The sequence below is a fragment of the Streptomyces sp. Y20 genome, assembly GCF_043195475.1.
GTDB lineage: Bacteria > Actinomycetota > Actinomycetes > Streptomycetales > Streptomycetaceae > Streptomyces.
In genome coordinates this window covers 757,885-779,377 of the sequence record NZ_JBIDDP010000001.1, presented here as the reverse complement: position 1 = coordinate 779,377, position 21,493 = coordinate 757,885, and the positions used below count along the sequence as shown (strand labels likewise).

At 71.1% G+C, this 21,493-nt stretch carries 17 protein-coding genes and 1 pseudogene; 6 read left to right on the top strand and 12 right to left on the bottom strand.

Annotation, left to right across the window (positions count from 1 at the left end; all coding sequences use genetic code 11):
- Nucleotides 1-240: 240 nt before the first annotated feature.
- Nucleotides 241-873, top strand: coding sequence for a TetR/AcrR family transcriptional regulator (locus ACGFT1_RS03295; protein ID WP_373907296.1), 633 nt, complete (start codon nucleotides 241-243; stop codon nucleotides 871-873).
- A 239-nt stretch (nucleotides 874-1,112) separates the two neighbouring features.
- Here ACGFT1_RS03295 and ACGFT1_RS03290 read toward each other — a convergent pair.
- Together ACGFT1_RS03290 and ACGFT1_RS03285 are read right to left on the bottom strand one after the other, a co-directional pair.
- Nucleotides 1,113-1,403: pseudogene (locus tag ACGFT1_RS03290) on the bottom strand (SsgA family sporulation/cell division regulator); the annotation flags it as partial.
- A 12-nt stretch (nucleotides 1,404-1,415) separates the two neighbouring features.
- Nucleotides 1,416-1,565 (bottom strand): hypothetical protein, encoded by a 150-nt coding sequence (locus ACGFT1_RS03285; RefSeq protein ID WP_373907295.1) that lies wholly within the window; start codon nucleotides 1,563-1,565, stop codon nucleotides 1,416-1,418.
- A 534-nt stretch (nucleotides 1,566-2,099) separates the two neighbouring features.
- Between ACGFT1_RS03285 and ACGFT1_RS03280 the strand changes: the two genes are divergently transcribed.
- From ACGFT1_RS03280 to ACGFT1_RS03270, 3 genes are read left to right on the top strand one after another with little or no spacing between them, the layout of a single operon-like run.
- Nucleotides 2,100-2,309: a ferredoxin gene (locus tag ACGFT1_RS03280; protein ID WP_189959614.1), complete on the top strand. Its 210-nt coding sequence runs from the start codon at nucleotides 2,100-2,102 to the stop codon at nucleotides 2,307-2,309.
- Complete coding sequence (locus ACGFT1_RS03275) at nucleotides 2,299-3,654, top strand: NAD(P)/FAD-dependent oxidoreductase (protein WP_373907294.1); 1,356 nt, start codon at nucleotides 2,299-2,301, stop codon at nucleotides 3,652-3,654. Before ACGFT1_RS03280 ends, ACGFT1_RS03275 begins: the two co-directional genes overlap by 11 nt.
- A gap of 30 nt (nucleotides 3,655-3,684) precedes the next feature.
- Nucleotides 3,685-4,869, top strand: coding sequence for a cytochrome P450 (locus ACGFT1_RS03270; protein ID WP_373907293.1), 1,185 nt, complete (start codon nucleotides 3,685-3,687; stop codon nucleotides 4,867-4,869).
- A gap of 502 nt (nucleotides 4,870-5,371) precedes the next feature.
- Here ACGFT1_RS03270 and ACGFT1_RS03265 read toward each other — a convergent pair.
- Together ACGFT1_RS03265 and ACGFT1_RS03260 are read right to left on the bottom strand one after the other, a co-directional pair.
- The gene (locus ACGFT1_RS03265) at nucleotides 5,372-6,376 is read right to left on the bottom strand and encodes an NADP-dependent oxidoreductase (RefSeq protein ID WP_373907292.1); all 1,005 of its coding nucleotides are present in this window, start codon (nucleotides 6,374-6,376) and stop codon (nucleotides 5,372-5,374) included.
- Nucleotides 6,377-6,657: 281 nt separating this feature from the next.
- Entirely contained in the window at nucleotides 6,658-7,350 is a 693-nt protein-coding gene (locus ACGFT1_RS03260) for an SDR family oxidoreductase (protein WP_373907291.1), read from the bottom strand.
- A gap of 114 nt (nucleotides 7,351-7,464) precedes the next feature.
- Between ACGFT1_RS03260 and ACGFT1_RS03255 the strand changes: the two genes are divergently transcribed.
- Entirely contained in the window at nucleotides 7,465-8,025 is a 561-nt protein-coding gene (locus ACGFT1_RS03255; protein ID WP_373907290.1) for a TetR/AcrR family transcriptional regulator, read from the top strand.
- 1,246 nt (nucleotides 8,026-9,271) lie between these two features.
- Here the strand turns inward: ACGFT1_RS03255 and ACGFT1_RS03250 are convergent.
- The 7 genes from ACGFT1_RS03250 to xylB form a co-directional block, all read right to left on the bottom strand.
- The gene (locus ACGFT1_RS03250) at nucleotides 9,272-10,795 is read right to left on the bottom strand and encodes an aldehyde dehydrogenase family protein (protein ID WP_373907289.1); all 1,524 of its coding nucleotides are present in this window, start codon (nucleotides 10,793-10,795) and stop codon (nucleotides 9,272-9,274) included.
- A 57-nt stretch (nucleotides 10,796-10,852) separates the two neighbouring features.
- Nucleotides 10,853-12,157, bottom strand: a complete 1,305-nt coding sequence (locus tag ACGFT1_RS03245) for a GAF domain-containing protein (RefSeq protein WP_373907288.1) — start codon at nucleotides 12,155-12,157, stop codon at nucleotides 10,853-10,855.
- 74 nt (nucleotides 12,158-12,231) lie between these two features.
- Nucleotides 12,232-12,831, bottom strand: a complete 600-nt coding sequence (locus ACGFT1_RS03240; RefSeq protein ID WP_373907659.1) for an N-acetylmuramoyl-L-alanine amidase — start codon at nucleotides 12,829-12,831, stop codon at nucleotides 12,232-12,234.
- A gap of 47 nt (nucleotides 12,832-12,878) precedes the next feature.
- Nucleotides 12,879-13,892 (bottom strand): acetamidase/formamidase family protein, encoded by a 1,014-nt coding sequence (locus ACGFT1_RS03235; protein WP_373907287.1) that lies wholly within the window; start codon nucleotides 13,890-13,892, stop codon nucleotides 12,879-12,881.
- A 143-nt stretch (nucleotides 13,893-14,035) separates the two neighbouring features.
- Nucleotides 14,036-15,520: an APC family permease gene (locus ACGFT1_RS03230; protein ID WP_373907286.1), complete on the bottom strand. Its 1,485-nt coding sequence runs from the start codon at nucleotides 15,518-15,520 to the stop codon at nucleotides 14,036-14,038.
- A 454-nt stretch (nucleotides 15,521-15,974) separates the two neighbouring features.
- Nucleotides 15,975-17,183 (bottom strand): ROK family protein, encoded by a 1,209-nt coding sequence (locus ACGFT1_RS03225; RefSeq protein ID WP_373907285.1) that lies wholly within the window; start codon nucleotides 17,181-17,183, stop codon nucleotides 15,975-15,977.
- Nucleotides 17,184-17,235: 52 nt separating this feature from the next.
- Nucleotides 17,236-18,681 (bottom strand): xylulokinase, encoded by a 1,446-nt coding sequence (gene xylB / locus ACGFT1_RS03220; protein WP_373907284.1) that lies wholly within the window; start codon nucleotides 18,679-18,681, stop codon nucleotides 17,236-17,238.
- 153 nt (nucleotides 18,682-18,834) lie between these two features.
- Here xylB and xylA point away from each other — a divergent pair, with 153 nt between their 5' ends.
- On the top strand, nucleotides 18,835-20,001 hold the full coding sequence (gene xylA / locus ACGFT1_RS03215) for a xylose isomerase (RefSeq protein WP_373907283.1): 1,167 nt from the start codon (nucleotides 18,835-18,837) through the stop codon (nucleotides 19,999-20,001).
- Nucleotides 20,002-20,065: 64 nt separating this feature from the next.
- Here the strand turns inward: xylA and ACGFT1_RS03210 are convergent, their stop codons facing one another.
- Nucleotides 20,066-21,406, bottom strand: coding sequence for an esterase-like activity of phytase family protein (locus ACGFT1_RS03210; protein WP_373907282.1), 1,341 nt, complete (start codon nucleotides 21,404-21,406; stop codon nucleotides 20,066-20,068).
- Nucleotides 21,407-21,493: the final 87 nt, after the last annotated feature.

Sequence of the window (21,493 nt, the reverse complement as noted above, 5' to 3'; positions counted from 1 at the left end):
TGCTCCTGTGGTGGAGGGGGATGGGCAAGGGCGCGCTGCGCAGGTCGATGCCGTGGCGCCATACAGAAACATACGCTGTATGGAATCACTACCGTACGGCGTATGGAAACTCGACGCAACCTGGACCGCGTCGACGGCCGCTGTGATTCAGATCATTTCCATACAGCGTACGGAACTGGTACCGTACGTGGTATGGAAAAGAAGGTGAGACGCCCCCCGCGGGGAACGAGGAAGAGAGACGTGCCTCTGACCGAGGCCGGGATCTATGCCGCCGCCCTGCGGCTCATCGACGAGGACGGGGTCGAGGCGCTCACCATGCGCAAACTCGCCACCGTGCTCGACGCGAACCCGATGTCGCTGTACCACCACGTGCCGAACAAGGAAGCCGTGCTGCGCGGCGTGGCGAGAATGGTCGGAGCCCATTTCCGCACCGTGACGCTTCAGGACGCGCCCTGGCAGGAGCGCATCCGCCTGCTCGCCATGGACTTCCGGACCCTGGCGCACCGCCACCCCGAGCTGATGGCCTACTCGTTCAGCCACCAGCCGGACTTCATCCAGCCCGACGACCCGTTCTGGACCGCGCTCACCGCGATCGTGGCAGCTGCAGGGGTGTCGCAGCCGGACGTCCCGGAGACCGCGGCTCTCATGGTCGCCGTCGTCATCGGTGTCCTCGGCGCCGAACTCAACGGCTCGCTCCAGCAGTGGGCGAGCCTCAAGCCCCCCGGGGCCGCTGCCGGCGCGGACGAGGTCACGGACGCAGACCCGGCAGGCCCTGATCAGGACCACATGTTCCGGCTGGTGATCGATACACTCATCACGGGCCTGGAGGGCCGGCTCGCCGCCGGTCGTAACGGCCAGGGCGCCAGCCACTGAGTCGGTGGCTCCAAGGCGTTGCGGCCTGGGCCCGTCCATCGTCGGGCGAGTCCCAGGCCGCAACGCGCCGTGACGCACGAGGAGCACTCCATCCCCTCCGGAAAGACCGTCCCGATGCGGCCACTGCCGGCGCGCGATGCGTTGCGGCTGCGCCGGGCGACCGACCTGTGGCTGGCCCTTCTGGCCGCGTCACTCGTCGCAGGACGGCCGTCAGCGCAAGGGTGAGTCCACGGTGGGCGTCAGCAGGGTCTCGTCGAGGCCGACGATCTGGCTGATGTCGAAGCCCTCCATGTCCGCGCAAAACTCAGGTCGATGTGTCCGGACTCCGTGCCGCGAGGCACCTGAGCCTCGGTTTGCTCCAGGAAGGACCTGATGTCCCGCGCGGAGACCTCGAGCAGGGCGGTGTCCGCGGACGATCCGAGAGCGATGTACATCGACGTGTCGCCACGTCCCACGGTCGACCGGATCCGGACGTCCGCGCAGCCCGCGGGGCCCTCAAGGCCGTCGGCCAGAAGATCCCGCCCCAGGACCCATTCGACCGGCTAGTCGCAGTCGGCGAAGAAGACGGCACGGACGGCACCGGGATCAGTGGGCTCGTACCGAAGGCGCACGCACAAGGGCAGTGAGCAGTCCCTCGGGACGACCAACTGCACGGCCACCCGCCGCTCCACAGACTTCAAGGACTTCTTCATCGCTCCTGGGCGTGCCTCTGCGGCGCCTTGCGTCCGGCCGGCGGCACAGCGGCGGCGTGGGCGGAGGCGGTACGGCGGGGCGCGGGCGCCGGACGGCACCGGCGCATCGCACGATCAGTGGGGCGGCCCCGCTCAGCCGGCGGTCGGAGACGCCGATCCCCGACAGTCGGCCTGATCCCGCCCGTCGGCAGGGATCAGGCCAGCCGGAGCCCAGGGCCTCAAGCGGTACCCGTCTCACCGGTCGCCGTGGCCCGGGTCGTTGTGGTTCCAGCCCCGGCCGTCGTGCTCGATGTGGTATTCGTCGTGCCGGTACGACCGCTCACCATACGTCGTATGGAACTGTCGATGTGACGCGGGCGACTGTCGTGGGCGGCTCCTGGGGGAACGATCAACTGGCGTTTGGTGCAGGTGAGTTGACCGTTGTCATGCCCCCGGCATTCTGTGGTTTCCGTCCCGACCCCGCGACATGCGGGCGCGCGATTTCCGGCCCATGCTGGAGCTGAGGGGGATGTGGCAACGGAGGAAGTGGTGACGATGCGGACCGTTGTCGACCTCACGCGCTGCCAGGGCTATGCGCAGTGCGTGTTCCTCGCGCCGGAGGTGTTCGAGCTGCACGGCGAGGAGGGACTGCTCTATGCCACGGCCGTCCCTGACGACCAGGCCGAACGCGTACGCCAGGCCGCCGCGGCCTGCCCGGTCCAGGCCATCCTCCTCGGGGAAGAGGTGAGCAGTGGTGCCCGGTGACCTGAAGGAGGGCCGGATCGTCATCGTCGGCGCGTCGCTGGCCGGGCTCAGGGCCGCCGAGGCACTGCGCGAGGAGGGCTTCACCGGCCCACTGACCGTCGTCGGGGATGAATCACACCCGCCCTACGACCGGCCGCCGCTGTCCAAGCAGGTGCTGCTCGGCCAGGCGTCGGCGGACACCAGCGAGCTGCCGATGCGCCGGGATCCGGACGCCGAGTGGCGCCTCGGCATTCGCGCCACCGGTGTGGATCTGCTGGCGAAACGAGTGCTGCTTGAAGACGGGGAGTCGCTGCCGTACGACCGGCTGCTGATCGCCACCGGCACGCGGGCGCGTCCCTGGCCGAACCCGGAGGAAGGCGCCCTGGACGGCGTGTTCACCCTGCGTACCCGGGAGGACGCCGCCGGGCTGGCCGAACGGTTGGACGCGCGGCCGGAGCGGGTGCTGGTGATCGGCGGCGGATTCACCGGCTCGGAGATAGCCTCGGCCTGCCGGGAGCTGGGGCTCGAGGTCACGGTCGCCGAACGCGGCTCCGCACCGCTGGTCGGCGCTCTCGGTGGCACCTTGTCGAAGCTCGCGGCGGTCATGCAGCGCAACCACGGCGTGGACCTGCGCACCGGGGTCACGGTCACCGCCCTCAACGGCAACGGCGCCTTCACCGGCGCGGAGCTGTCCGACGGCAGCCGCGTGGAGGCGGACGTGTGCGTCGTGGCGCTGGGCGCGGTCCGCAACGTGGAGTGGCTGGCCGACTCGGGGCTGGCGGCGGGCCCGCGCGGGATCGCCTGCGACGCTGGATGCCGCGCCTTCAACATGTACGGGATCGTCACCGACGACGTCTTCGTGGCCGGCGACGTCTCCCGCTTCCCCCACCCGCTGTTCGGTTACCAGATGCTGTCCCTGGAACACTGGGGCAACGCGGTCGAGCAGGCCGGGGTGGCGGCCCACAACATGGTCAACCCCGGGCCGCTGCAGCGCCCGCACCTGTCCATCCCGGTGTTCTGGTCGACCCAGTTCGGCCTCAACATCAAGTCCGTGGGCGTCCCCACCTACTCCGACCACGTGGTCATCGCCCAGGGCTCCCTGGAGGCACGTCGTCTGGCCATGGTCTACGGCTACCAGGGCCGGGTCACCGCCGCGGTCACCGTCGACATGGCCAAGTCACTCGACTACTACAAGCACCTGATCGAGACGGCCGCTCCCTTCCCGCCGCCGCCCGGGGCCCAGGACCGGGCGATCGCGGCCGACATCCCGATCCCCTCTCTCGTGCCGGATCCGTCGGGGCTCTCCCACGGCCCGACCGTCGCCCTCACCGGCCATCTTCCCGACCGCCGGCTGACGGTGGTGTAGCCCACGTCCCGCCGACCACGAGGATCCGCCATGGAATCCGAGACCTTGCTGGCACGGATCACCGACTACGCCAGCCGCCCCAACCCCTACCCCTTGTACGCGGAACTCCGCGAGGCCGGTCCCGTGGTGCAGCAGGCAGACGGCAGCTACCTGATCGGCACGTACCACGAGATCGCCGCTCTGCTCCACGACCCGCGGATGAGCGTCGATCCCCGTACCCGGGGAGAAGCAGCCCACAAGCCGCCCTTCCTCCGGCTCGACGACCCCGAGCACCACAGACTGCGCACCCTGGCCATGCGGCCCTTCGGCCCCCCGCACAGCCCCGACCGGGTCGACTCCATGCGCGGCGAGATCGACCGGATCGCCAAGGAATTGCTGGAGCCTTTCGAGGCGGGCCGGCAGATCGACATCGTCGACGACTTCGCCTACCCACTGCCCGTCACCGTGATCTGCCGGCTGCTCGGCGTACCACGCGAGGACGAACCGCTGTTCCGGGCCTGGTCCGACGCGCTGGTCACAGCGGCCGACGTCAGGCCCGGAGACGACTCCACCGAGACGGACAAAGCCGGCGACCAGCCGCGGATGGAGATGGGCGGGTACCTGGTGAACCTCGCCGAGCAGCGTCGCGGCGATCCGGGCGACGACATGCTCTCCGCCTTCGTCAACGAACCGGACCCGGCCCTGCGGCTCACCCAGGAGGAACTCGCGGAAACCGCCGTGCTGCTGCTCATCGCCGGGCACGAGACCACGGTCAACCTGATCACCAACGGCTCCCTCACACTGTTGCGCCACCCCGAGCAGCTGGACCTCCTGCGCCGCGAACCCGACCTGCTGCCGCGAGCAGTGGAGGAACTGCTGCGCTACGAGCCCCCGGTCCACATGCGCGAGCGCATCCCGCACGCCGACATCGACGTCGCCGGCACCAAGATCCCGCAACACGCGTCGGTCATCCTGGCGCTGGCCTCGGGCAACCGTGATCCCATCCGGTTCCACGAGCCCGACCGGTTCGACCCCACCCGCCCGGACAACCAGCACCTCGGCTTCGGCAACGGAATCCACCTCTGCTACGGCGGCCCCCTGGCACGCGTCGAGGCATACGCCGCGCTCAGCGCGCTGCTTCCCCATCTCGGCAGCGCCCGCCTGGTCGAGGATCCGCCGCCGTACCGGCAGAACGCCATGCTCCGCGGCCCGCGCCACCTGCCCATCCAACTGTGAAGCCGCGTCGTCGGCAGACAGCAAATCGTCTTCACGCCGCAGCGGGAAGGGGGCCGCCGGGCGAGGTCACGAGCCTCGTCCGATCACGCCCTGTGATTATCACACTCGGCCCGCGCAACTCGCTCGGCGGCTCCGGCAGGCGCCGCCGGAACTCCTCCCGGTACAGCGCGAAGTTCTCGGTGTCCCGCCGTGACGCTCGTTTGACGCTCTGGACGCCCGCACGCGGTACAGCGCGCCGAAAAACCGCGCCTCACCTGGTCCTTTCTGCACCTTGCTCAGGTCGACGCCTTTCTGATGATTCGTCCGGGCCGAGAAGCCGGTGGACGAAGGTCACGCCACGCACGGACACCGGGCGGTTCGGCGTGTTCTTGTGCGACGCCGGGGCGGGGGAAGTGGGCGGTGTGCTCATGGCCGGGTCCTCAGGTGGTGCGGTGGAGGGATCGGGGTGTGCACGATCTTCTTGTTGCCGGTGGTGACTGGCGCCGGGGACTCGTTCCCGCCCTTACGTCATCGCGACGACGACTTTGCCGGCCTTGGCCCGTCCCTTTTCCACGTACTCCATGGCCTGGAGGGTTTGTTCGAACGGGAAGATACGGTCGACGACGGGGCGGATCTTCCCGGTGTCGATGAGGGGGGTGAGTTCGCGCAGTTGGTCGCCGCTGGCCTTCATGAACAGGAACGAGTACGTCACACCGCGGCGCTTGGCGTTGCGCCGGACTGTGAAGCTGAGGGCGGTCATGGCCAGGCGGAGGATCGGGTTCGCGCCCAGTTCGCGGGCGAAGGCCGGGTCGGGCGGGCCCGCGACGCTGATGGCTGTGCCGCCGGGCTTGAGGACGCGCAGGGACTTGGCGAGGTTCTCGCCGCCGAGGCTGTCGAGGACGACGTCGTAGCCGTCGAGGACCTCTTCGAAGTCCTGGGTGCGGTAGTCGACGACGACGTCCGCGCCGAGGTCCTTGGCCACGTCGGCCTTGGCGGTGCTCACGGTGGTGGCCACGTGCGCGCCCAGCGCCTTGGCCAGCTGGACGGCGATGGAGCCGAGGCCGCCGGCGCCCGCGTGGACGAGGACCTTCTGGCCCGGCTGCACGCGTGCCCGCTCGACCAGTGCCTGCCATGCGGTCAGGGCGACCAGGGGGAGGGAGGCGGCCTCGGTCATGGTGAGGGTGGCGGGTTTGGGTGCCAGGTCGTCCTGGTGGACGGCGATGAGTTCGGCGAAGGTACCGATGCGGTCCTTGTCGGGCCGGGAGTAGACCTCGTCGCCCACCGCGAAGCGGGTGACGGACGGGCCGACGCGGACCACCGTCCCGGCGAGGTCGTTGCCCAGAACGAGCGGGAGACGGTAGGGCATGAACGCCTTGAAGTCTCCGCTGCGGATCCTGAGGTCCAGCGGGTTGACGCCCGCCGCGTGGATCTTGACCAGGACGTCGTCGGCGCCTACCTGCGGGTCGGGGAGCTCGGCGGCGCGCATCCCGGCTCGGTCGCCGTACTTCTCGACCATGAAGGCCCTCATCGTCGTCTCCGTTCTGTGTTCCGTCCCTGAGGGGGCGGGGTCTGCGCTCGTCCGGCCGTCGACCAGTACGAGATGGTTCGGGTTGTTTCTCCGGCTGCGGCTCGGGCCTGTTGGGTCCTCAGCCGCGCTCACCCATCAGGCGACCGGCACGACCGGGGCGGTGACGCGGTCGGCGGCGCCTCCCTGGAGGCGGTCCGGTGAGGCGGCGGTTCCCTCGTGGGGTGCGCCGAGCGGCACCGCGCCGACCTCGGACAGGCGGGTGTACTGCTCGTCGGTGAGCGTCAGTCCGCGTTCGGCTGGGGTGTCGCGGACAGGCTCTGCTTGACGTACCGGCTGGCCTCGTCGGCGAGGATCTCGGGCACGCCCGCCTCGATGCCCTGCAGGGCCTGGGCCGCGACGTCGGCGGCGGCGACCTTCTGATCGGCGGGTACGCCGGCAGCCATGTCGGTGTCCATGTAGCCGACGTGCAGCGCCGAGACGGTGATGCCGCGGGGCGCCAACTCCTCACGGGTCGCGTCACTCAGCGCCCACGCGGCGGCCTTGGATGCGGCGTAGGAGCCGAGGCCGGCCGGGTGGAACCAGGACAGGGCGGACAGGACGTTGAGTACGGCGCCGCCGCCGTTGCCCTCGATGACGGGGACGAAGGACCGGGTCGCGGCGAGCGGGCCGAAGAAGTTGGTCTCCATCTCCCGGCGCACCTCAGCCACGTCGCCGCCGATCAGCGACGCGCCGGTGGAGACGCCCGCGTTGTTGATCAGCAGTGTCGCGTCGGACGCCACGCGCGCGGCCTCCCGTATCGACGCCTCGTCCGTGACGTCCAGCCGCAGCGGGATGACGCCCGGCACGTCGACCGTCTCGGGGCGTCGGGCCGCGCCGTACACCTTCGCGCCGCGCTCGACGAGCTGGGCGGCCAGGTGCCGCCCGAGCCCCCGGTTGGCGCCGGTGACGACCGCGACCGCGTTCTTCAGTTCCATGCTCGCTCCATGTGCCCGCGGGTGCCGTCGGCGACCCGCATGAATTAGATTACAGATGTAATCTAAACACGGGACTATGATAGATGCCAGTCGACATCCAAATGGGAGGTGGTCATGGGCCGCGTATCGCAGGCGCAGGCGGCGGAAAATCGCAGGCGGGTGGTGGACACCGCCTCCCGGCTGTTCCGGGAGCAGGGCATGCAGGTCAGCGTCGCCGACCTGATGACGGCGGCCGGTCTGACTCACGGCGCCTTCTACAAGCAGTTCGCCTCCAAGGAGGCGCTCGTCGACGAGGCCACTGCCCACGCCTTCGCCGAGCTCGCCCAACGCTACAGCGCCGGGCTCGAGCGGTACGGCGGGCAGCGCGCCGCCGCCCAGCAGGCGCTGATCGACACCTACCTCTCCGTCGAGCACCGCGATGACCCGGCGGACGGCTGCCCGGTCGCCGCGCTCGCTACCGACATCGCGCGCGAGGGCGGGGCGCGCGAGGCCCGTCGCGTCTACGCCGAGGGGGTGGCCGACTTCGCCGATTTCCTGGCCGGTGACGACCAGGACGGCATCGTCCGGCTCTGCACGCTGTTCGGTGCGCTGGTCCTGTCCCGGGCCACCAAGGGCTCCGCGCTCTCCGGGGAGATCCTCGCCGCAGCGCACGCAGCCTTGACCGAAGCGGGCTGATCAAGGGCAGTAGGCAGACCGTCCGCCTCGGCGGTCGGCTCGGGAGGACATCGATCGCGGAGGGCAGCCGAAGTGGCCGGGCGGGGTGAATGACGGCGTCATAGGGGCACGGCCGTGACGCTCATATGACGCTCCGGCCCGGGGCAGGCCGATACGGCATACCCTGGTCACCGCCGCCCTCGCCGCTGGCGGTCGCCCTCCCAGGCGACCGAGGATCGCAACGCGGTGACGGGTACTCGTGGGCATTCAACAAGAAAGCGTGGCAGTGCGAGCCCACCGAGGAGTGGTTCCACGCGCTGGACTGGATGAAGCGGAACTCGCTGCCGGTCAGCGCCCTGGCGGAAGCCGACGTTCTGGGGCGGCCCTCGATGCTGTGTGCCGCAAGCTGGACGGCAGGACGACTGCGGCTGAAACAGCCCGTCGCAAGAGGGCTGCGTTCAGCGAAGCTCTCAACACTGCGGTGGAGAAGGGGTACTTCGCAGAGAACTCCCTCAAGGAACTCCGGTGCCAGCTGAGGTCATCCACCTTCGGATCGGTCAATGCCACTTGCCGAAGACGGGATGGGGGATGCTGAACCTCTCGGGCGGGGTTGTCACGTCTGGCAAGGAGTGGACCGGCGACGGTGAGGTGCACGAGGTGCACTCGCTCAAGCTTCGTGCGGCAAGCGCGACGCGGCCTGTTCCCATTCCGCCGCAGTTCGTACGCATGCTGCGTGCGCATGTGAATCGGTTCGACGTAGCACCTGACGGTCGACACTGCCGGAACCAGGCTGGCAACAACGTGGATGCTGCCGCCTACGGCATCACGTGGGCCGCGGGCCCGGGAATATGCCCTGACTCGTACTGAGCGCACTTCTCGCCTGGCCAAGCGGCCTTACGATCTCCGGCATGCCGGGATCTCGTTCTGGCTCTACTCCGGAGTGGACCCGGCCGAGTGCGCCCGCCGCGCCGGCCGGAGCATCGAGGTTCTCTTTCGCCACTACGCCAAGTTCCTTGACGGCCTTCGAGAGCAGGCGAACCGTCTCATCGAGCAGTCCATGAGCGAGTGGCAGCGCGTCAGCCAAGATGACGTACCCGAGGGCTGAACCGGGATCTGGTCCGTGACTGGTCCGGACGCACTGGTCAGGAGGGGTGCAGTCGTGGGAGGAATCGGGAGTCAGCACGCAAGCCGGGCTCGGTCGAGAACGGGTTGAGCGAAGGGCGCCCGACGGGTGAAACCTCCAGGTCAGGCGCCCCTTCGCAGGTGTCTAGAAGAAGCCCAGCTTCTTCGGCGAGTAGCTCACCAGCAGATTCTTCGTCTGCTGGTAGTGCTCCAGCATCATCTTGTGTGTTTCACGGCCGATCCCGGACTGCTTGTAGCCACCGAAGGCGGCGTGTGCGGGGTAGGTGTGGTAGCAGTTGGTCCATACCCGGCCCGCCTGGATCGCGCGGCCCGCACGGTAGGCGGTGTTGAGGTCTCGGGTCCACACGCCCGCCCCCAGGCCGTACAGCGTGTCGTTGGCTGTCTTGATGGCGTCGTCGAAGCCGTCGAACGAGGCCACCGACACGACCGGGCCGAAGATCTCCTCCTGGAAGATCCGCATCCGGTTGTCGCCCTCGAAGATCGTCGGCTGGACGTAGTAACCGCCCTCCAACTCGCCGTCGTAGCGAACCCGCTCCCCACCCGTCAGGACTTTGGCCCCTTCCTGGCGGCCGATGTCCAGATAGGAGAGGATCTTCTCCAACTGGTCATTGGACGCCTGGGCGCCGATCATCGTCTCGGTGTCGAGCGGGTGCCCGGGTGTGATCCGCCGAGTGCGCTCGACCGCGGCCTCCAGGAACTCCGCGTAGTGACCGCGCTGGATGAGGGCCCTGGACGGGCAGGTGCAGACCTCGCCCTGGTTGAGCGCGAACATGGTGAAGCCCTCGAGCGCCTTGTCCCGGAAGTCGTCGTCGTGCGCCCACACGTCGTCGAAGAAAATGTTCGGCGACTTCCCGCCGAGTTCGAGGGTGACCGGCTTGATGTTCTCGGAGGCGTACTGCATGATCAGCCGCCCGGTCGTGGTCTCCCCGGTGAACGCCACCTTCGCCACCCGCGGGTTCGAGGCCAGCGGTTTGCCCGCCTCCACACCGAAGCCGTTGACGATGTTCAGTACGCCCGGCGGCAACAGGTCCGCGACCAGGCCGAGCCAGTAGTGGATGGAGGCCGGGGTCTGCTCGGCCGGCTTGAGGACGACCGTGTTCCCCGCGGCCAGCGCCGGCGCCAGCTTCCACGTCGCCATCAGGATGGGGAAGTTCCACGGGATGATCTGCGCGACGACCCCGAGCGGCTCGTGGAAGTGATAGGCCACCGTGTCGTCGTCGATCTCGCCCAGCGAGCCTTCCTGCGCCCGGATCGCCCCGGCGAAGTAGCGGAAGTGGTCGATCGCGAGCGGGATGTCCGCGGCCAGTGTCTCGCGCACCGGCTTGCCGTTCTCCCAGCTCTCGGCCACCGCCAACGGCTCCAGGTACGCCTCCATCCGGTCGGCGATCTTCAAGAGGATGTCGGAACGCTCCGCGACCGGAGTACGGCCCCACCCGGGTGCCGCCGCGTGCGCCGCGTCCAGCGCTCGCTCGACGTCCTCCGCGGTACCACGCGCGATCTCGGTGAACGGCCGCCCGTTGACCGGCGACGGATTCTCGAAGTACCGCCCGCGCGAAGGCGGCACGTAAGCACCGCCGATGAAGTGGTCGTACCGTGCCTGGTAGGAGACGATCGCACCCTCGGTGCCCGGCGCCGCGTAACGAGTCATCTGGTCTGTGCCTCCCGCTACCGCGCTGCCCGCGACTCGGGCAGCTCTGGCGCGAGGCTAGGCAGGGGGACGTTGCAAGTACGTTGCGCCGCGGGTCCGTCCCGCTGCCCGGACGACCGGCGCCGTCAGCTCGGCCTCCAGCGCCGTGAGCCGGGCGCGCACCGGAGCCGTGGGACGGACCGCGGAGAGGGCCCGCCACACCTCGACGTCGTCCTCGCCCCACGGCGCGTGCGCCCACCGCGCCAGCAGGTCCGGGTCGCGGTGCGCGATCAGCGCCGCCCGCAGTGCGCCGGCGAGCCGCTCCCGCAGCCGGGCGATCGCCGGGGACCGTGATCCGGGCAGCAAGGGACCGGTGTACGCCTCCGCCGCCGCGGTGAGCGCACCCGTCTCCAGCCGTCGCTCGACCACGGTGGCGTCCGACTCGACCGCGGCCGTCAGCCGGTACGGCCGAGAGGCGAGTACCTTCGGACCCAACAACCGGCGCAACCGTGCCAGTTCGGCACGCAGCGTCACCGGGGTCACCGATTCGTCGGCGTACAGCGCGCACAGCAGCTCATCACCGCTCAGCCCTGCCGGATGCCGGGTGAGCAGCACGAGTATCTCGCTGTGCCGGCGGCTGAGCCTGATCCGTCGGCCGTCCAGGACGAGTCCGGCCTCGTCCCGGCCCAGCGCGGTCAGCAGCGCTGCCTCCTCGGGACGCGCCGGGGTGAGCAGCGCGAGCTGTGCCTCGGCGGCCCGCGCCACCGCCTGCACGAAGCCGAGGCTGTGCGGATGGGCGAGCCCGTCACCGCCGGTGATGTCCACGGCGCCCAGTACGCGTCCGGTGCGCGGATCGTGCACCGGAGCGGCCGCGCACGTCCACGGCTGCACCCGCCGGATGAAGTGCTCCGCCGCGAAGACCTGCACCGGCCGGTCGACGGCCACCGCCGTGCCCGGCGCGTTGGTGCCGACCGCGCTCTCCGACCACCGCGCCCCCGGCACGAAGTTCATCCCGTCCGCCCGGCGCCGGGTCGCCGGGTGCCCCTCCACCCACAGCAGTCTGCCGTGCGCGTCGCACACCGCCAGCAGATGCTCTCCATCGGCCGCGAACGTGCCCATCAGCTCCCGGAACAGGGGCATCACCCGGGCCAGCGGATGCTCCGCGCGGTAAGCGCCGAGGTCACCGCCGGTCAGCTCCACACCGGCGGTGCCGTCCGGCCCGACGCCGGCCCGTGCGCTGCGCCGCCACGACTCCGCCACCACCGGCCGCACCGGGCGCGGCACCGTGCCCACCGAGGTGAACGTCTCGTGTGCCCGGCGCAGCACCCGGACGCGCTCGGCGGGGTCGGCCCCTGGCTCCAGGGCCACCCACGGATCGGTCACTGGGCCTCCCCGGTCGGTGAAAGGGCGATGATGTGGCGGACACAGACCACTGTGCGGGGAACATCCGGTGTCGGCTAGGCGAAATTGACCATTCTGATGTAGCGAACCCAGTCCCAGTTCGGCCCCGGATCGGTGTGGTCGGCGCCGGGCACCTGGTAGTGGCCGATGATGTGTTCTCTGTCCCGGGGGATGCCGTACTTCGCGCAGATCGCCGCCGTGAGTTTCGCCGACTCCGCGTAGAGGGCGTTGGTGAAGTAGCCGGGCTGGTCCACCCAGCCCTCGTGCTCGATGCCGATGCTGCGGGTGTTGTAGGTCCAGTTGCCCGCGTGCCAGGCGACGTCGGCCTCGCGCACACACTGGGCGACGTGTCCGTCCGCCGAGCGCACCAGGTAGTGCGCGGAGACCTGCCTCAGCGGATCGTTGAAGATCGCCAGCGTGTCGTTGTACGTCTCCTGTGTGACGTGGATGATGACACGATCGATCGCGTAACTGGCGGGGCGGCTGGACAGCGTGTAGTTCGAGGCGCCGGCCGGCTGCCATTCGGCGGCCGGATAGTCGACGGCCGCGGTCTGCGCACTCGCGAGCGGGTCGGAAAGCAGCGCGCAGGGGACGGCGGCGACGGCCGCGCCCTTCAGCAGCCGGCGCCGGCTGAGCCGGGGTCTGACTCGGTCCATGTCCATCGGGGCACGCCTTTCTGAGGTCTGGGAGTACGACGGGGATGTCAGAGGCGCAGGGTCCGCGCGGTGTCCCGCAGCCGTGCGTGCACGCCGCGGTACGTCTCGCGCGCGGGCAGCCATTGCTTGCGGAGCTTGGCCACACACGTGTGATTGGTGTCGCACACGTTGGCCAACGGTGACTCGACCGTCTGCGTGGCGAATTGGTACGCGTCCAGCTCACTGAACCCGTAGTCGCGTACCAGCCACCGCACCAGGTCGAGCTGCGATATCCGGAACGCGTCCTCCAGCGGGCGGGCGGATCCGGTCGAGATGATGTGCGTGTCGGACTCCAGCCGGGGCCACGGTGTGGCGACGTCCTTGAGGAGGTCCACGACCACCACCGTGTTCATCGCGCACTCCACGGCCACGCCGCAGGTCTCGCCCTCGCCCTGCCGGGCGTGCCCGTCGCCCAGACTGAGCAGGGCCCCGTGGACGTTGACGCCCAGATAGCAGGTGACGCCGGCCCGCATCTCGGGCGTGTCCATGTTCCCGCCGTGGGCATCCGGCACCAGGGCCGAGCGCACCTCCAGGTTGGCGGGGGCCACGCCCACCGTGCCGTGCATGGGGTCCAGGGGCAGCTCCAGCCGGATGTCGTTGTCCTGGGCCTGGAAGAGGGTGGTGCGCTTGGCTCGATCCAGCTGCCAGATCCAGACCCGCTCCGGCAGCGGAGGCTGAAGGGTGGCCGTGGTGTGCGTGGAGGTGAGCGCGCCGAAGAGGGGAACGGTCGTCGACGCCGCCCAGTCGCGGGCCGGTTCGATCGACACGAAGTGCACGGCCACGGTGTCACCGGGCTCGGCGCCCTCGACATGGAACGGACCCGTCTGCGGATTGAGGTAGGGAAACTCGCACACCTTTGACACGAGGTCCTTCTCGGAGCGGACCCGGCCGGCGAAGCAGTCCTCCGTGTAGAGGTCGAGAACCGTACCGGGGGCGATCCGCGCCACGGGCGCCGCTCCTCCGAAGGTCCAGGCGTACTGGTCCGGTTCCGGGCGCACGGTGAGGATCCGGGGGTCGGTCATCGTCGCATGACTCCCTTCTGGAGGGTTGTCGTCAATCACGGGGCCGGGTGGCCGGACCGCGGTACCCCGGCCGCGGTACCCCGGCCCGGTGGAGGCGCGGCTTCGCCTCGGCCGGGTGCCGCTGTCCCTCGGGTGAGGGGCCGTCAGCGGAGCGCGGTGTCGCCGTGCCGGTGGCTGGCGGGGTCGTACTCGTCGAGATGCACCCGCGCGGTCTCGGCTATCCGCTCGGGGTGTCGCCGTATCAGGATGAGCAGTGCCACCACGCCCACGGCGATCCACACGCCGACGACGGGACCGGCGTAGGACACCGGGGCCGTCAGCGGGGTCACGAAGTCGAACACCGGGAGGCCGGCGGCCGTCAGCAGCGCGGGGACGAACGCGGTGATGCCGAGCGCCGGGAACACCAGGTGCCGTACCGGTTTGAGAGCGGCCCGGCGGGACCGCAGGAAGTGCCCGGCGCAGGAGAGGTTCACCACGATGTAGACGCCGGCGACCACCGTGACGATCACGGTGGCGAGGAGCAGGAACGCGGTGACGGGGCCGTAGCCGAGACCGAGCCCCAGTACCGCTGTGACGGCCACGGCGGTCTGCACCGCGATGCCGGCCACGGGGGACCGGTGCCGGGGATGGAGTGTGGCGAGGAGGCGGGGGAGGACGCGGATCCGGGCCAGGGCGAAGGCGGTGCGGGTCGAGACGTTCGCGCACGCGTTGGCGTTGGCGATCGTGGAGTTGACCACGGCGAGGAACACCAGCACCCAGAAGAGGCCGTAGGAGGCCCGCGCGACTCCTTGCCAGGACGCGCCGCCCGAGGCGCCGAACGTCGCGAAGCGGTCGGGGCCGAAGGAGACGGTCATCGCGTAGGTCGTCAGTACGTAGAACACGCCGATGCCGAGAGCCGCTCCGAGGACCGCGCGGTGCATCGTGCGCCGGGGGTCGCGCGTCTCCTCGGCGAGCGGGGCCGCCGCCTCGAAACCGGAGAAGGCCAGCACCGTGTACACGGACCCGGCGAACACGCCGGCGGCCCCCGGGTACCCGTCGGCGGTGTGGGACGTACCGAACACCGACAGGGTGTTGGCGCTGCCCGCCCTGCCGATCAGCAGGACCGCGAACACCAGGAAGACCAGGATCTCGAAGACGCCGAGGACGGTGCCGAAGCGGGCCGAGGCGCGGACACCGAGATAGCCGGCGGCGGCGATCACCACGGTCCCCGCCAGCGACCAGGGCCACCACAGGTCCGCCGGACACGAGGACCATTGCGCGTGCAGGGTGCCCGCTGCCGTGAAGCCGAGTTGCAGGAGCAGCAGCGGCGGGACCAGCATCTCCACGAAGACGTAGGCCCAGCCGACGAGGAAGCCGACGGCCGGATGCAGACCGCGCGCCGCGTAGGTCGCCACCGAGCCCGCCGCGGGCAGCTCCCGCGCCAGCTCCGCCACGCACGATGCGGTGAAGAGACAGGCCACGAGGGCGACCAGCACCGCCAGCGGCAGACTCCCGCCCGCGAAGGCGGCGCCGGACGGGATCGACGCGGCCACCGCGGCGGCCGGCGCCATCGCCGTGACGCTCTGGAACAGGACCTCGCGAAGACCGATGGCGTCGCGCCGCAGTGCCCCGGTCGTCTCCCCGCGCATGTGTCCCCCGATACGTGTCGGTCCGCTGCCACCTGCTGCCCGCGTGTTCCTCTCATCGCACGGATGTGCGGCCGGGCCTGACGGTTCGTCGGCCGCGTCTCACGTGAATCACGGTACGGCTCGGGCCGGTCGCGCAGAAGGGTCCGCCACGGTTCCGTGGACAACACGTGGCATGTGGAAAACCCGACCACCCGATCGGGCGATGACAGGGTGTCCGGGGAAGCCGGCGCATGTGTGTCCGCGGCACGTCCACGCGTGGTCCACGCCGAGCAGCAGCGGCTCGGTGCCTATGCGGAACGCCGGTCTCCTCGGGCGTATGCCCGCCGTCGGCCAGGCATCGTCACCGTGGTCGTGCCTCGCGCCGGACGGCCGCCACCGCCCGGCGCGGGGCGGCCGGGGCTGGACGAGGGCCGGCTGCCGCGCTGCCTGCCGCAGTCGCCGTCCGCGAGCGGCGTCAGGACCGCCGCGCCACCACCGCCGGATCGTCCAGCACCGCCCGCACGACCGAGTGCGCGGCGCCCAGCAGCGGGCCCTGTGGACCGAGCCGGGACACCGTCACCGGGCAGGCGGGGCCGGCCGTCCGGCCCCTCAGCTCCGTCTCCAGTGACGGCAGCAGCCAGGGCGAGAGTCCGGCCAGGGCACCGCCCATGACCACGGTCTCGGGGTCGAGCAGGTTGACGGCCCCGGTCAGGGCGATGCCGAGGGCCGTACCCGCCTCCCGCAGCGCGGCCCGTACCTCTTCGTCACCCTCCTCGGCGCGCTCCGCGAGCAGCCCCACCAGATCTTCACGGGGCTCCAGCCCGGCCGCGCGCCGTACCGCCTCCTCGCCCGCGTACTGCTCCAGGCAGCCCCGGCCGCCGCACGGGCAGTGGGGACCGTCCGGCCGGACGGGCACATGACCCAGCTCACCCGCGAATCCCCGGGTTCCGCGCAGCAACCGGCCGTCCACGACGATCGCGGCACCGATGCCGATCTCCGCCGACACGTGGAGGAAGTCCCCGGGCGTGCCGGCGCCCAGCCACAGTTCGGCCAAGGCGCCGAAGTTGGCCTCGTTGTCCACGGTCAGCGGCCATCCGCCGGGCACCAGGGGGGCGAGATCGGTGTCGTGCCAGCCGAGGTTGGGGGCTCGTGCGACCGTGTGTCCGTCCCTCGCCACCAGTCCCGGCACGGCGACCGCGAGCCCGGCGGGCCAGAGCCCCGCTTGTTCGGTCTCCGCGACGACTTGGTGGATCAGTGCCGTCAGCTCCTCGGTCACCGGCCCGGGTGCCCGGCCCCGGTTGGTCCCGCGCAGGTCCGCCCGCGCGCGGACCTCGCCGCGCAGGTCGACCGCGCACACCGCGAGATGGTCGACGCCGATCTCGGCCCCGATACCGGCCGGGCCCCGGGCGCTCACCGCGAGCGCCGACCCCGGCCGGCCCACCCGGCCCGGCCGTTCCGGGCCCAGTTCCTCCAGCAGCCCCCAGCGGACCAGATCGTCGACCAGGGTCGACACCGCCGCCCGCGTCAGGCCGATCCGCGAGGCGACCGCCGCCCGGGACAGCGAGCCCTCCGCACTGACGGCGTGCATCACCCGGGCGAGATTGCGTCGCCGCATGCCCTGCTGGGTGTCCGGCAGGGCGCGGCCGGTGCCCGGGGGGCGCGCCTCGCGCAGCGGTTCGGTCATGCCTCCGTCAATCCTCGGTGTCCGCGGCCCGGCTCCGCGCAGGCGGCCGGGGTCACTGGGTCCGCGTCCCCCGCTCCAGCAGCGGGGACGCGTCGGAGAGTACCCCGGTGATCCGGTCCAGCGTCGTCCGGTCCCGCTCCACGGCCTCCAGGACCGGTCCGGCCGCGGTGTTCCAGCGGCGGGCCACCGCCGCGGGATCCTCGCCGGTCAGCAGCCCCGCCGCCTGCGCCGCCGCACCCAGGGCGACCAGTTCCCGGGCCTCCGGCACCTGCACGGGCCGCCCCGACAGCCGGCGCACGGTCTGCTGCCAGGCCGTTCCCCGGGCCCCGCCGCCGATCAGCAGCAACGGAACGCTGCGGTCCGCGTCCGCGTCGAGGACCAGGTCGAGAGCCCCCAGCAGGGCGTGCACCGCACCGTCGTAGGCGGCCTGGAGCAGGTGGCCCGCGGTCGTGTCGTGCCGCAGCCCGTGCAGCAGACCGGAGGCGTGCGGCAGGTCCGGGGTGCGTTCGCCGTCCAGGTACGGCAGCAGCGTCACCGAGCCGCCGGGCTCCACGGCCTCCCGGTCGCGGCCCAGCAGGGCCGCGACGCGGTCCACGGCGAGCGTGCAGTTCAGGGTGCAGGCCAGCGGCAGCCAGTCCCCGCGTGCGTCGGCGAAGCCCGCCACCGTGCCGGTCGGATCGGCCGGGCGGTGCCTGGAGACGGTGTACACCGTGCCGGACGTACCGAGGCTCAGCACCGGGGTGCCGGGCCGCAGACCGAGGCCGAGCGCCGCCGCCGCGTTGTCACCGGTGCCCGCGGCCACCAGCGTGCCCTTGGAGAACGGCAGGTCGTGGCCGTCGCGCACGGTGCCCGCCACCTCGCCGGGCCGCACCACCCGGGGCAGCAGCGCCGGGTCGAGGCCGACGTGCGCGAGGGTCTCCTCGTCGTACGCCTCCGTCCCGGACGCCCACCAGCCGGTCCCCGAGACATCGCCGCGGTCGGTGGTGCCCTGCCCGGTCAGGCGCTCGGTGAGGTAGTCGTGGGGGAGCCGTACCGCTTCGGTCGCGCGGACCGCCTCCGGCTCGTGCTCGGCGAGCCACGCCCATTTGGTGACCGTGAAGGACGCGCCGGGCACGCTGCCGGTGCGCTCCGCCCATGCCTTGGGGCCGCCCAATTCCGCAACGAGGCGGCGCGCTTGCGGTGCCGATCGGACGTCGTTCCACAGCAGCGCCGGCCGGACCGGCTCACCGTGCCCGTCCAACGTGACCAGGCCGTGCTGCTGGCCGCCGATCGACACGGCCGCCGCCTCGTGCGCCGCGTCGCCGCACTGGCGCAACGCCGCGCACAAGGCGTCCCACCACTGGCGCGGATCGCTCTCCCGGGCCGCCCCGGCGGTCACGGTGTGCGGCGCCTGGCCGCTCGCCACGACCTGACCGGTGGCCGCGTCGACGACCAGCGCCTTCGTGGACTGGGTGGACGTGTCCACGCCGACGACGAGCGGACCCTCGGCTGCTGACATCGTGGTCTCCCTCTTCCGCGGCTGCGCGGGATGTGCGGTGGGCTGACGAAGACACCTCGTGGTCGAAACATCTTGTCTCTTCCCACCGGTGCGTGCGCATACTAATTTGTAAAGCGCCATGACGAATAGTCGTACGCAGCAAGGAGCCGCGCCATGAACTACCAGCCCACACCCGAGGACAGGTTCACCTTCGGCCTGTGGACCGTCGGCTGGCAGGGAAGGGACCCGTTCGGGGACGCCACCCGCCGCGCCCTCGACCCGGCCGAGACGGTGCAGCGCCTGGCCGAGCTGGGCGCCCACGGAGTGACCTTCCACGACGACGACCTGATCCCCTTCGGCTCCTCGGACACCGAGCGCGAGTCGCACATCAAGCGGTTCCGCCAGGCCCTGGACGCCACCGGCATGACCGTGCCCATGGCCACCACGAATCTCTTCACTCACCCCGTCTTCAAGGACGGCGCGTTCACCGCCAACGACCGCGACGTGCGCCGCTACGCGCTGCGCAAGACGATCCGCAACATCGACCTGGCGGCCGAGCTGGGCGCGAGGACGTACGTCGCCTGGGGCGGGCGCGAGGGCGCCGAGTCCGGGGCCGCCAAGGACGTACGCGCCGCCCTGGACCGCATGAAGGAGGCCTTCGACCTCCTCGGCGAGTACGTCGTCACCCAGGGCTACGACCTGCGCTTCGCCATCGAGCCCAAGCCGAACGAGCCCCGCGGCGACATCCTGCTGCCCACTGTCGGGCACGCGCTGGCCTTCATCGAACGCCTGGAGCGCCCCGAGCTGTACGGGGTCAACCCGGAGGTCGGCCACGAGCAGATGGCCGGCCTGAACTTCCCGCACGGCATCGCGCAGGCCCTGTGGGCGGGCAAGCTCTTCCACATCGACCTCAACGGCCAGTCCGGCATCAAGTACGACCAGGACCTGCGGTTCGGCGCCGGTGACCTGCGCTCCGCCTTCTGGCTCGTCGATCTCCTGGAGAGCGCCGGTTACGACGGGCCCCGCCACTTCGACTTCAAGCCGCCGCGGACCGAGGACCTCGACGGCGTGTGGGAGTCGGCGGTGGGCTGCATGCGCAACTACCTCATCCTCAAGGAGCGTGCGGCCGCCTTCCGTGCCGACCCCGAGGTGCAGGAGGCGCTGCGGGCCTCGCGGCTGGACCAGCTGGCCCAGCCGACCGCGTCCGACGGCCTGGAGGCCCTGCTCGCCGACCGCGCGTCCTTCGAGGACTTCGACGTGGAAGCCGCCGCCGCGCGCGGCATGGCCTTCGAACGACTCGACCAGCTGGCCATGGACCACCTGCTCGGAGCCCGGGGCTGAAACAGCGGGCGGGCCGGGGTGAGCGGCAGCAGCTCACCCCGGCCCGCCCGGCCCCAGGCAGGCGTCAGTGCCCCTCGGGCAGCCGCAGGTACGTCACGGTCGTCCTGATGCCGCTGTCGACCAGGCGGCCCTCGGCATCGAAGGCACCCGCTCCGTCGGTCATCCCGAAGTCGTTGTCATTGGCGAGCGCCAGCGTGTCGTCGTCCACGCGCGCGATGCCCTCGATCTTCTCCGGCACCCCGTCGACCCCGTCCAGATCCACCACGAGCCGCTTGGACAGCACCGGCACACCCGCGGTCGCCGGGTCGTCCAACTGCTCCAGCGACGGAGACGTCCTGTCGTCGTCCCACGGACCAGCGAGAATGTCCGACGTGCGCCGCAGCCGGACCAGTTGCAGACGAGCCGTCCTGTCCGTCCGCTCCTCGACGAGCAGCCGGTCACGGCCCACGGCCACCACGGACGAGATCTTCAGCTCGGAGGTGTCGTCCTCGCCCGGGTCGACCACGCCCACCGGGTCGAACCGGTAGGCGTACTCCGCGGTGACGGCCTTCTTGCTCGGCGAGAAGCGCAGCAGGCGGGTGGTGCGCGAGTCGTCCCCGGCGCGCGCGTCCGGGAGCGAGAGCGGGCTCTGCAGCGCCAGCACCAGGTCGCCGCCGGGAAGCTGGGCCAGCCCCTCGAACCCGCGGTTGACCTTGCGGTGCAACAGGACCGACGGCAGCGCCTCCACCACCGGGTAGTCCGCGCCCTTCAGGCCCAGCCCCCCGGGCACATAGCGGGCGAGAACCCTGCCGCGTGCGGAGACGTGGACGAGCGAGGGGCCGTACTCGTCGGCGAGCCAGAACGTCCCGTCCCCGGCCCGCACGAGGCCCTCGGTGTCCAGGCCGTCCGGATCGTAGGGCAGCGGCGTCCTCGCGTCGTACGTGTACGGCGCCTCGTCCCGGCCCCGCTGGTCGGGCAGCCCGCTGACCGGCTTGCCCGAGGAGGTGGTCAGGGCAACGGCGTCGACGACGTGGATTTCGCCTCCCGAGACCCGGATCTTCACGATCGCGGGGTCGAAGCCCGGCACCGGGAAGGTGCGGCGCTTCGCCCCGTCGACCTTGATCTGGCCGTTGGGGCCGCGGTCGGTCACCGTCCAGTACTCGTCCTTGCGGCCCGCCGGGTAGATGTCACTGCCGATGCCGCCGAGCTTCACCCCGCGGTCGTCGGCCACGCTGCCGGGCAGCAGCGCGTTGCTGAACGCACCGAGCGGGATGTCACCCAGGACCGCCGTGCGGATGACGCGGGCATCACCGGACGGCGCCGCGGTGCCCGTCCCCGCGGCCACCAGGACGGCTGCCAGCGCCAGGGGCAGGCCCGTGGCGAGGGAACGGCGGACGTGGCGCCGGCCGGCGGCGAGCGGGGACATCGGGCCTCCTGGGAACAAGGTCGCTGACGACGGCCACGTTCCGGCCCCAGCGAGAACACCGCACGACCCCGGGCTGAACGGCCGGCG

Excerpts from the sequence above, each read along its gene's own strand:
- ACGFT1_RS03235 (WP_373907287.1), bottom strand. The coding sequence starts at position 13,892 with ATGACCGACCCCCGGATCCTCACCGTGCGCCCGGAACCGGACCAGTAC.
- ACGFT1_RS03270 (WP_373907293.1), top strand. The coding sequence starts at position 3,685 with ATGGAATCCGAGACCTTGCTGGCACGGATCACCGACTACGCCAGCCGC.
- ACGFT1_RS03210 (WP_373907282.1), bottom strand. The coding sequence starts at position 21,406 with ATGTCCCCGCTCGCCGCCGGCCGGCGCCACGTCCGCCGTTCCCTCGCC.
- ACGFT1_RS03265 (WP_373907292.1), bottom strand. The coding sequence starts at position 6,376 with ATGAGGGCCTTCATGGTCGAGAAGTACGGCGACCGAGCCGGGATGCGC.
- xylA (WP_373907283.1), top strand. The coding sequence starts at position 18,835 with ATGAACTACCAGCCCACACCCGAGGACAGGTTCACCTTCGGCCTGTGG.
- ACGFT1_RS03240 (WP_373907659.1), bottom strand. The coding sequence starts at position 12,831 with ATGGACCGAGTCAGACCCCGGCTCAGCCGGCGCCGGCTGCTGAAGGGC.
- ACGFT1_RS03230 (WP_373907286.1), bottom strand. The coding sequence starts at position 15,520 with ATGCGCGGGGAGACGACCGGGGCACTGCGGCGCGACGCCATCGGTCTT.
- ACGFT1_RS03285 (WP_373907295.1), bottom strand. The coding sequence starts at position 1,565 with ATGAAGAAGTCCTTGAAGTCTGTGGAGCGGCGGGTGGCCGTGCAGTTG.
- ACGFT1_RS03280 (WP_189959614.1), top strand. The coding sequence starts at position 2,100 with ATGCGGACCGTTGTCGACCTCACGCGCTGCCAGGGCTATGCGCAGTGC.
- ACGFT1_RS03225 (WP_373907285.1), bottom strand. The coding sequence starts at position 17,183 with ATGACCGAACCGCTGCGCGAGGCGCGCCCCCCGGGCACCGGCCGCGCC.
- xylB (WP_373907284.1), bottom strand. The coding sequence starts at position 18,681 with ATGTCAGCAGCCGAGGGTCCGCTCGTCGTCGGCGTGGACACGTCCACC.
- ACGFT1_RS03255 (WP_373907290.1), top strand. The coding sequence starts at position 7,465 with ATGGGCCGCGTATCGCAGGCGCAGGCGGCGGAAAATCGCAGGCGGGTG.
- ACGFT1_RS03260 (WP_373907291.1), bottom strand. The coding sequence starts at position 7,350 with ATGGAACTGAAGAACGCGGTCGCGGTCGTCACCGGCGCCAACCGGGGG.
- ACGFT1_RS03250 (WP_373907289.1), bottom strand. The coding sequence starts at position 10,795 with ATGACTCGTTACGCGGCGCCGGGCACCGAGGGTGCGATCGTCTCCTAC.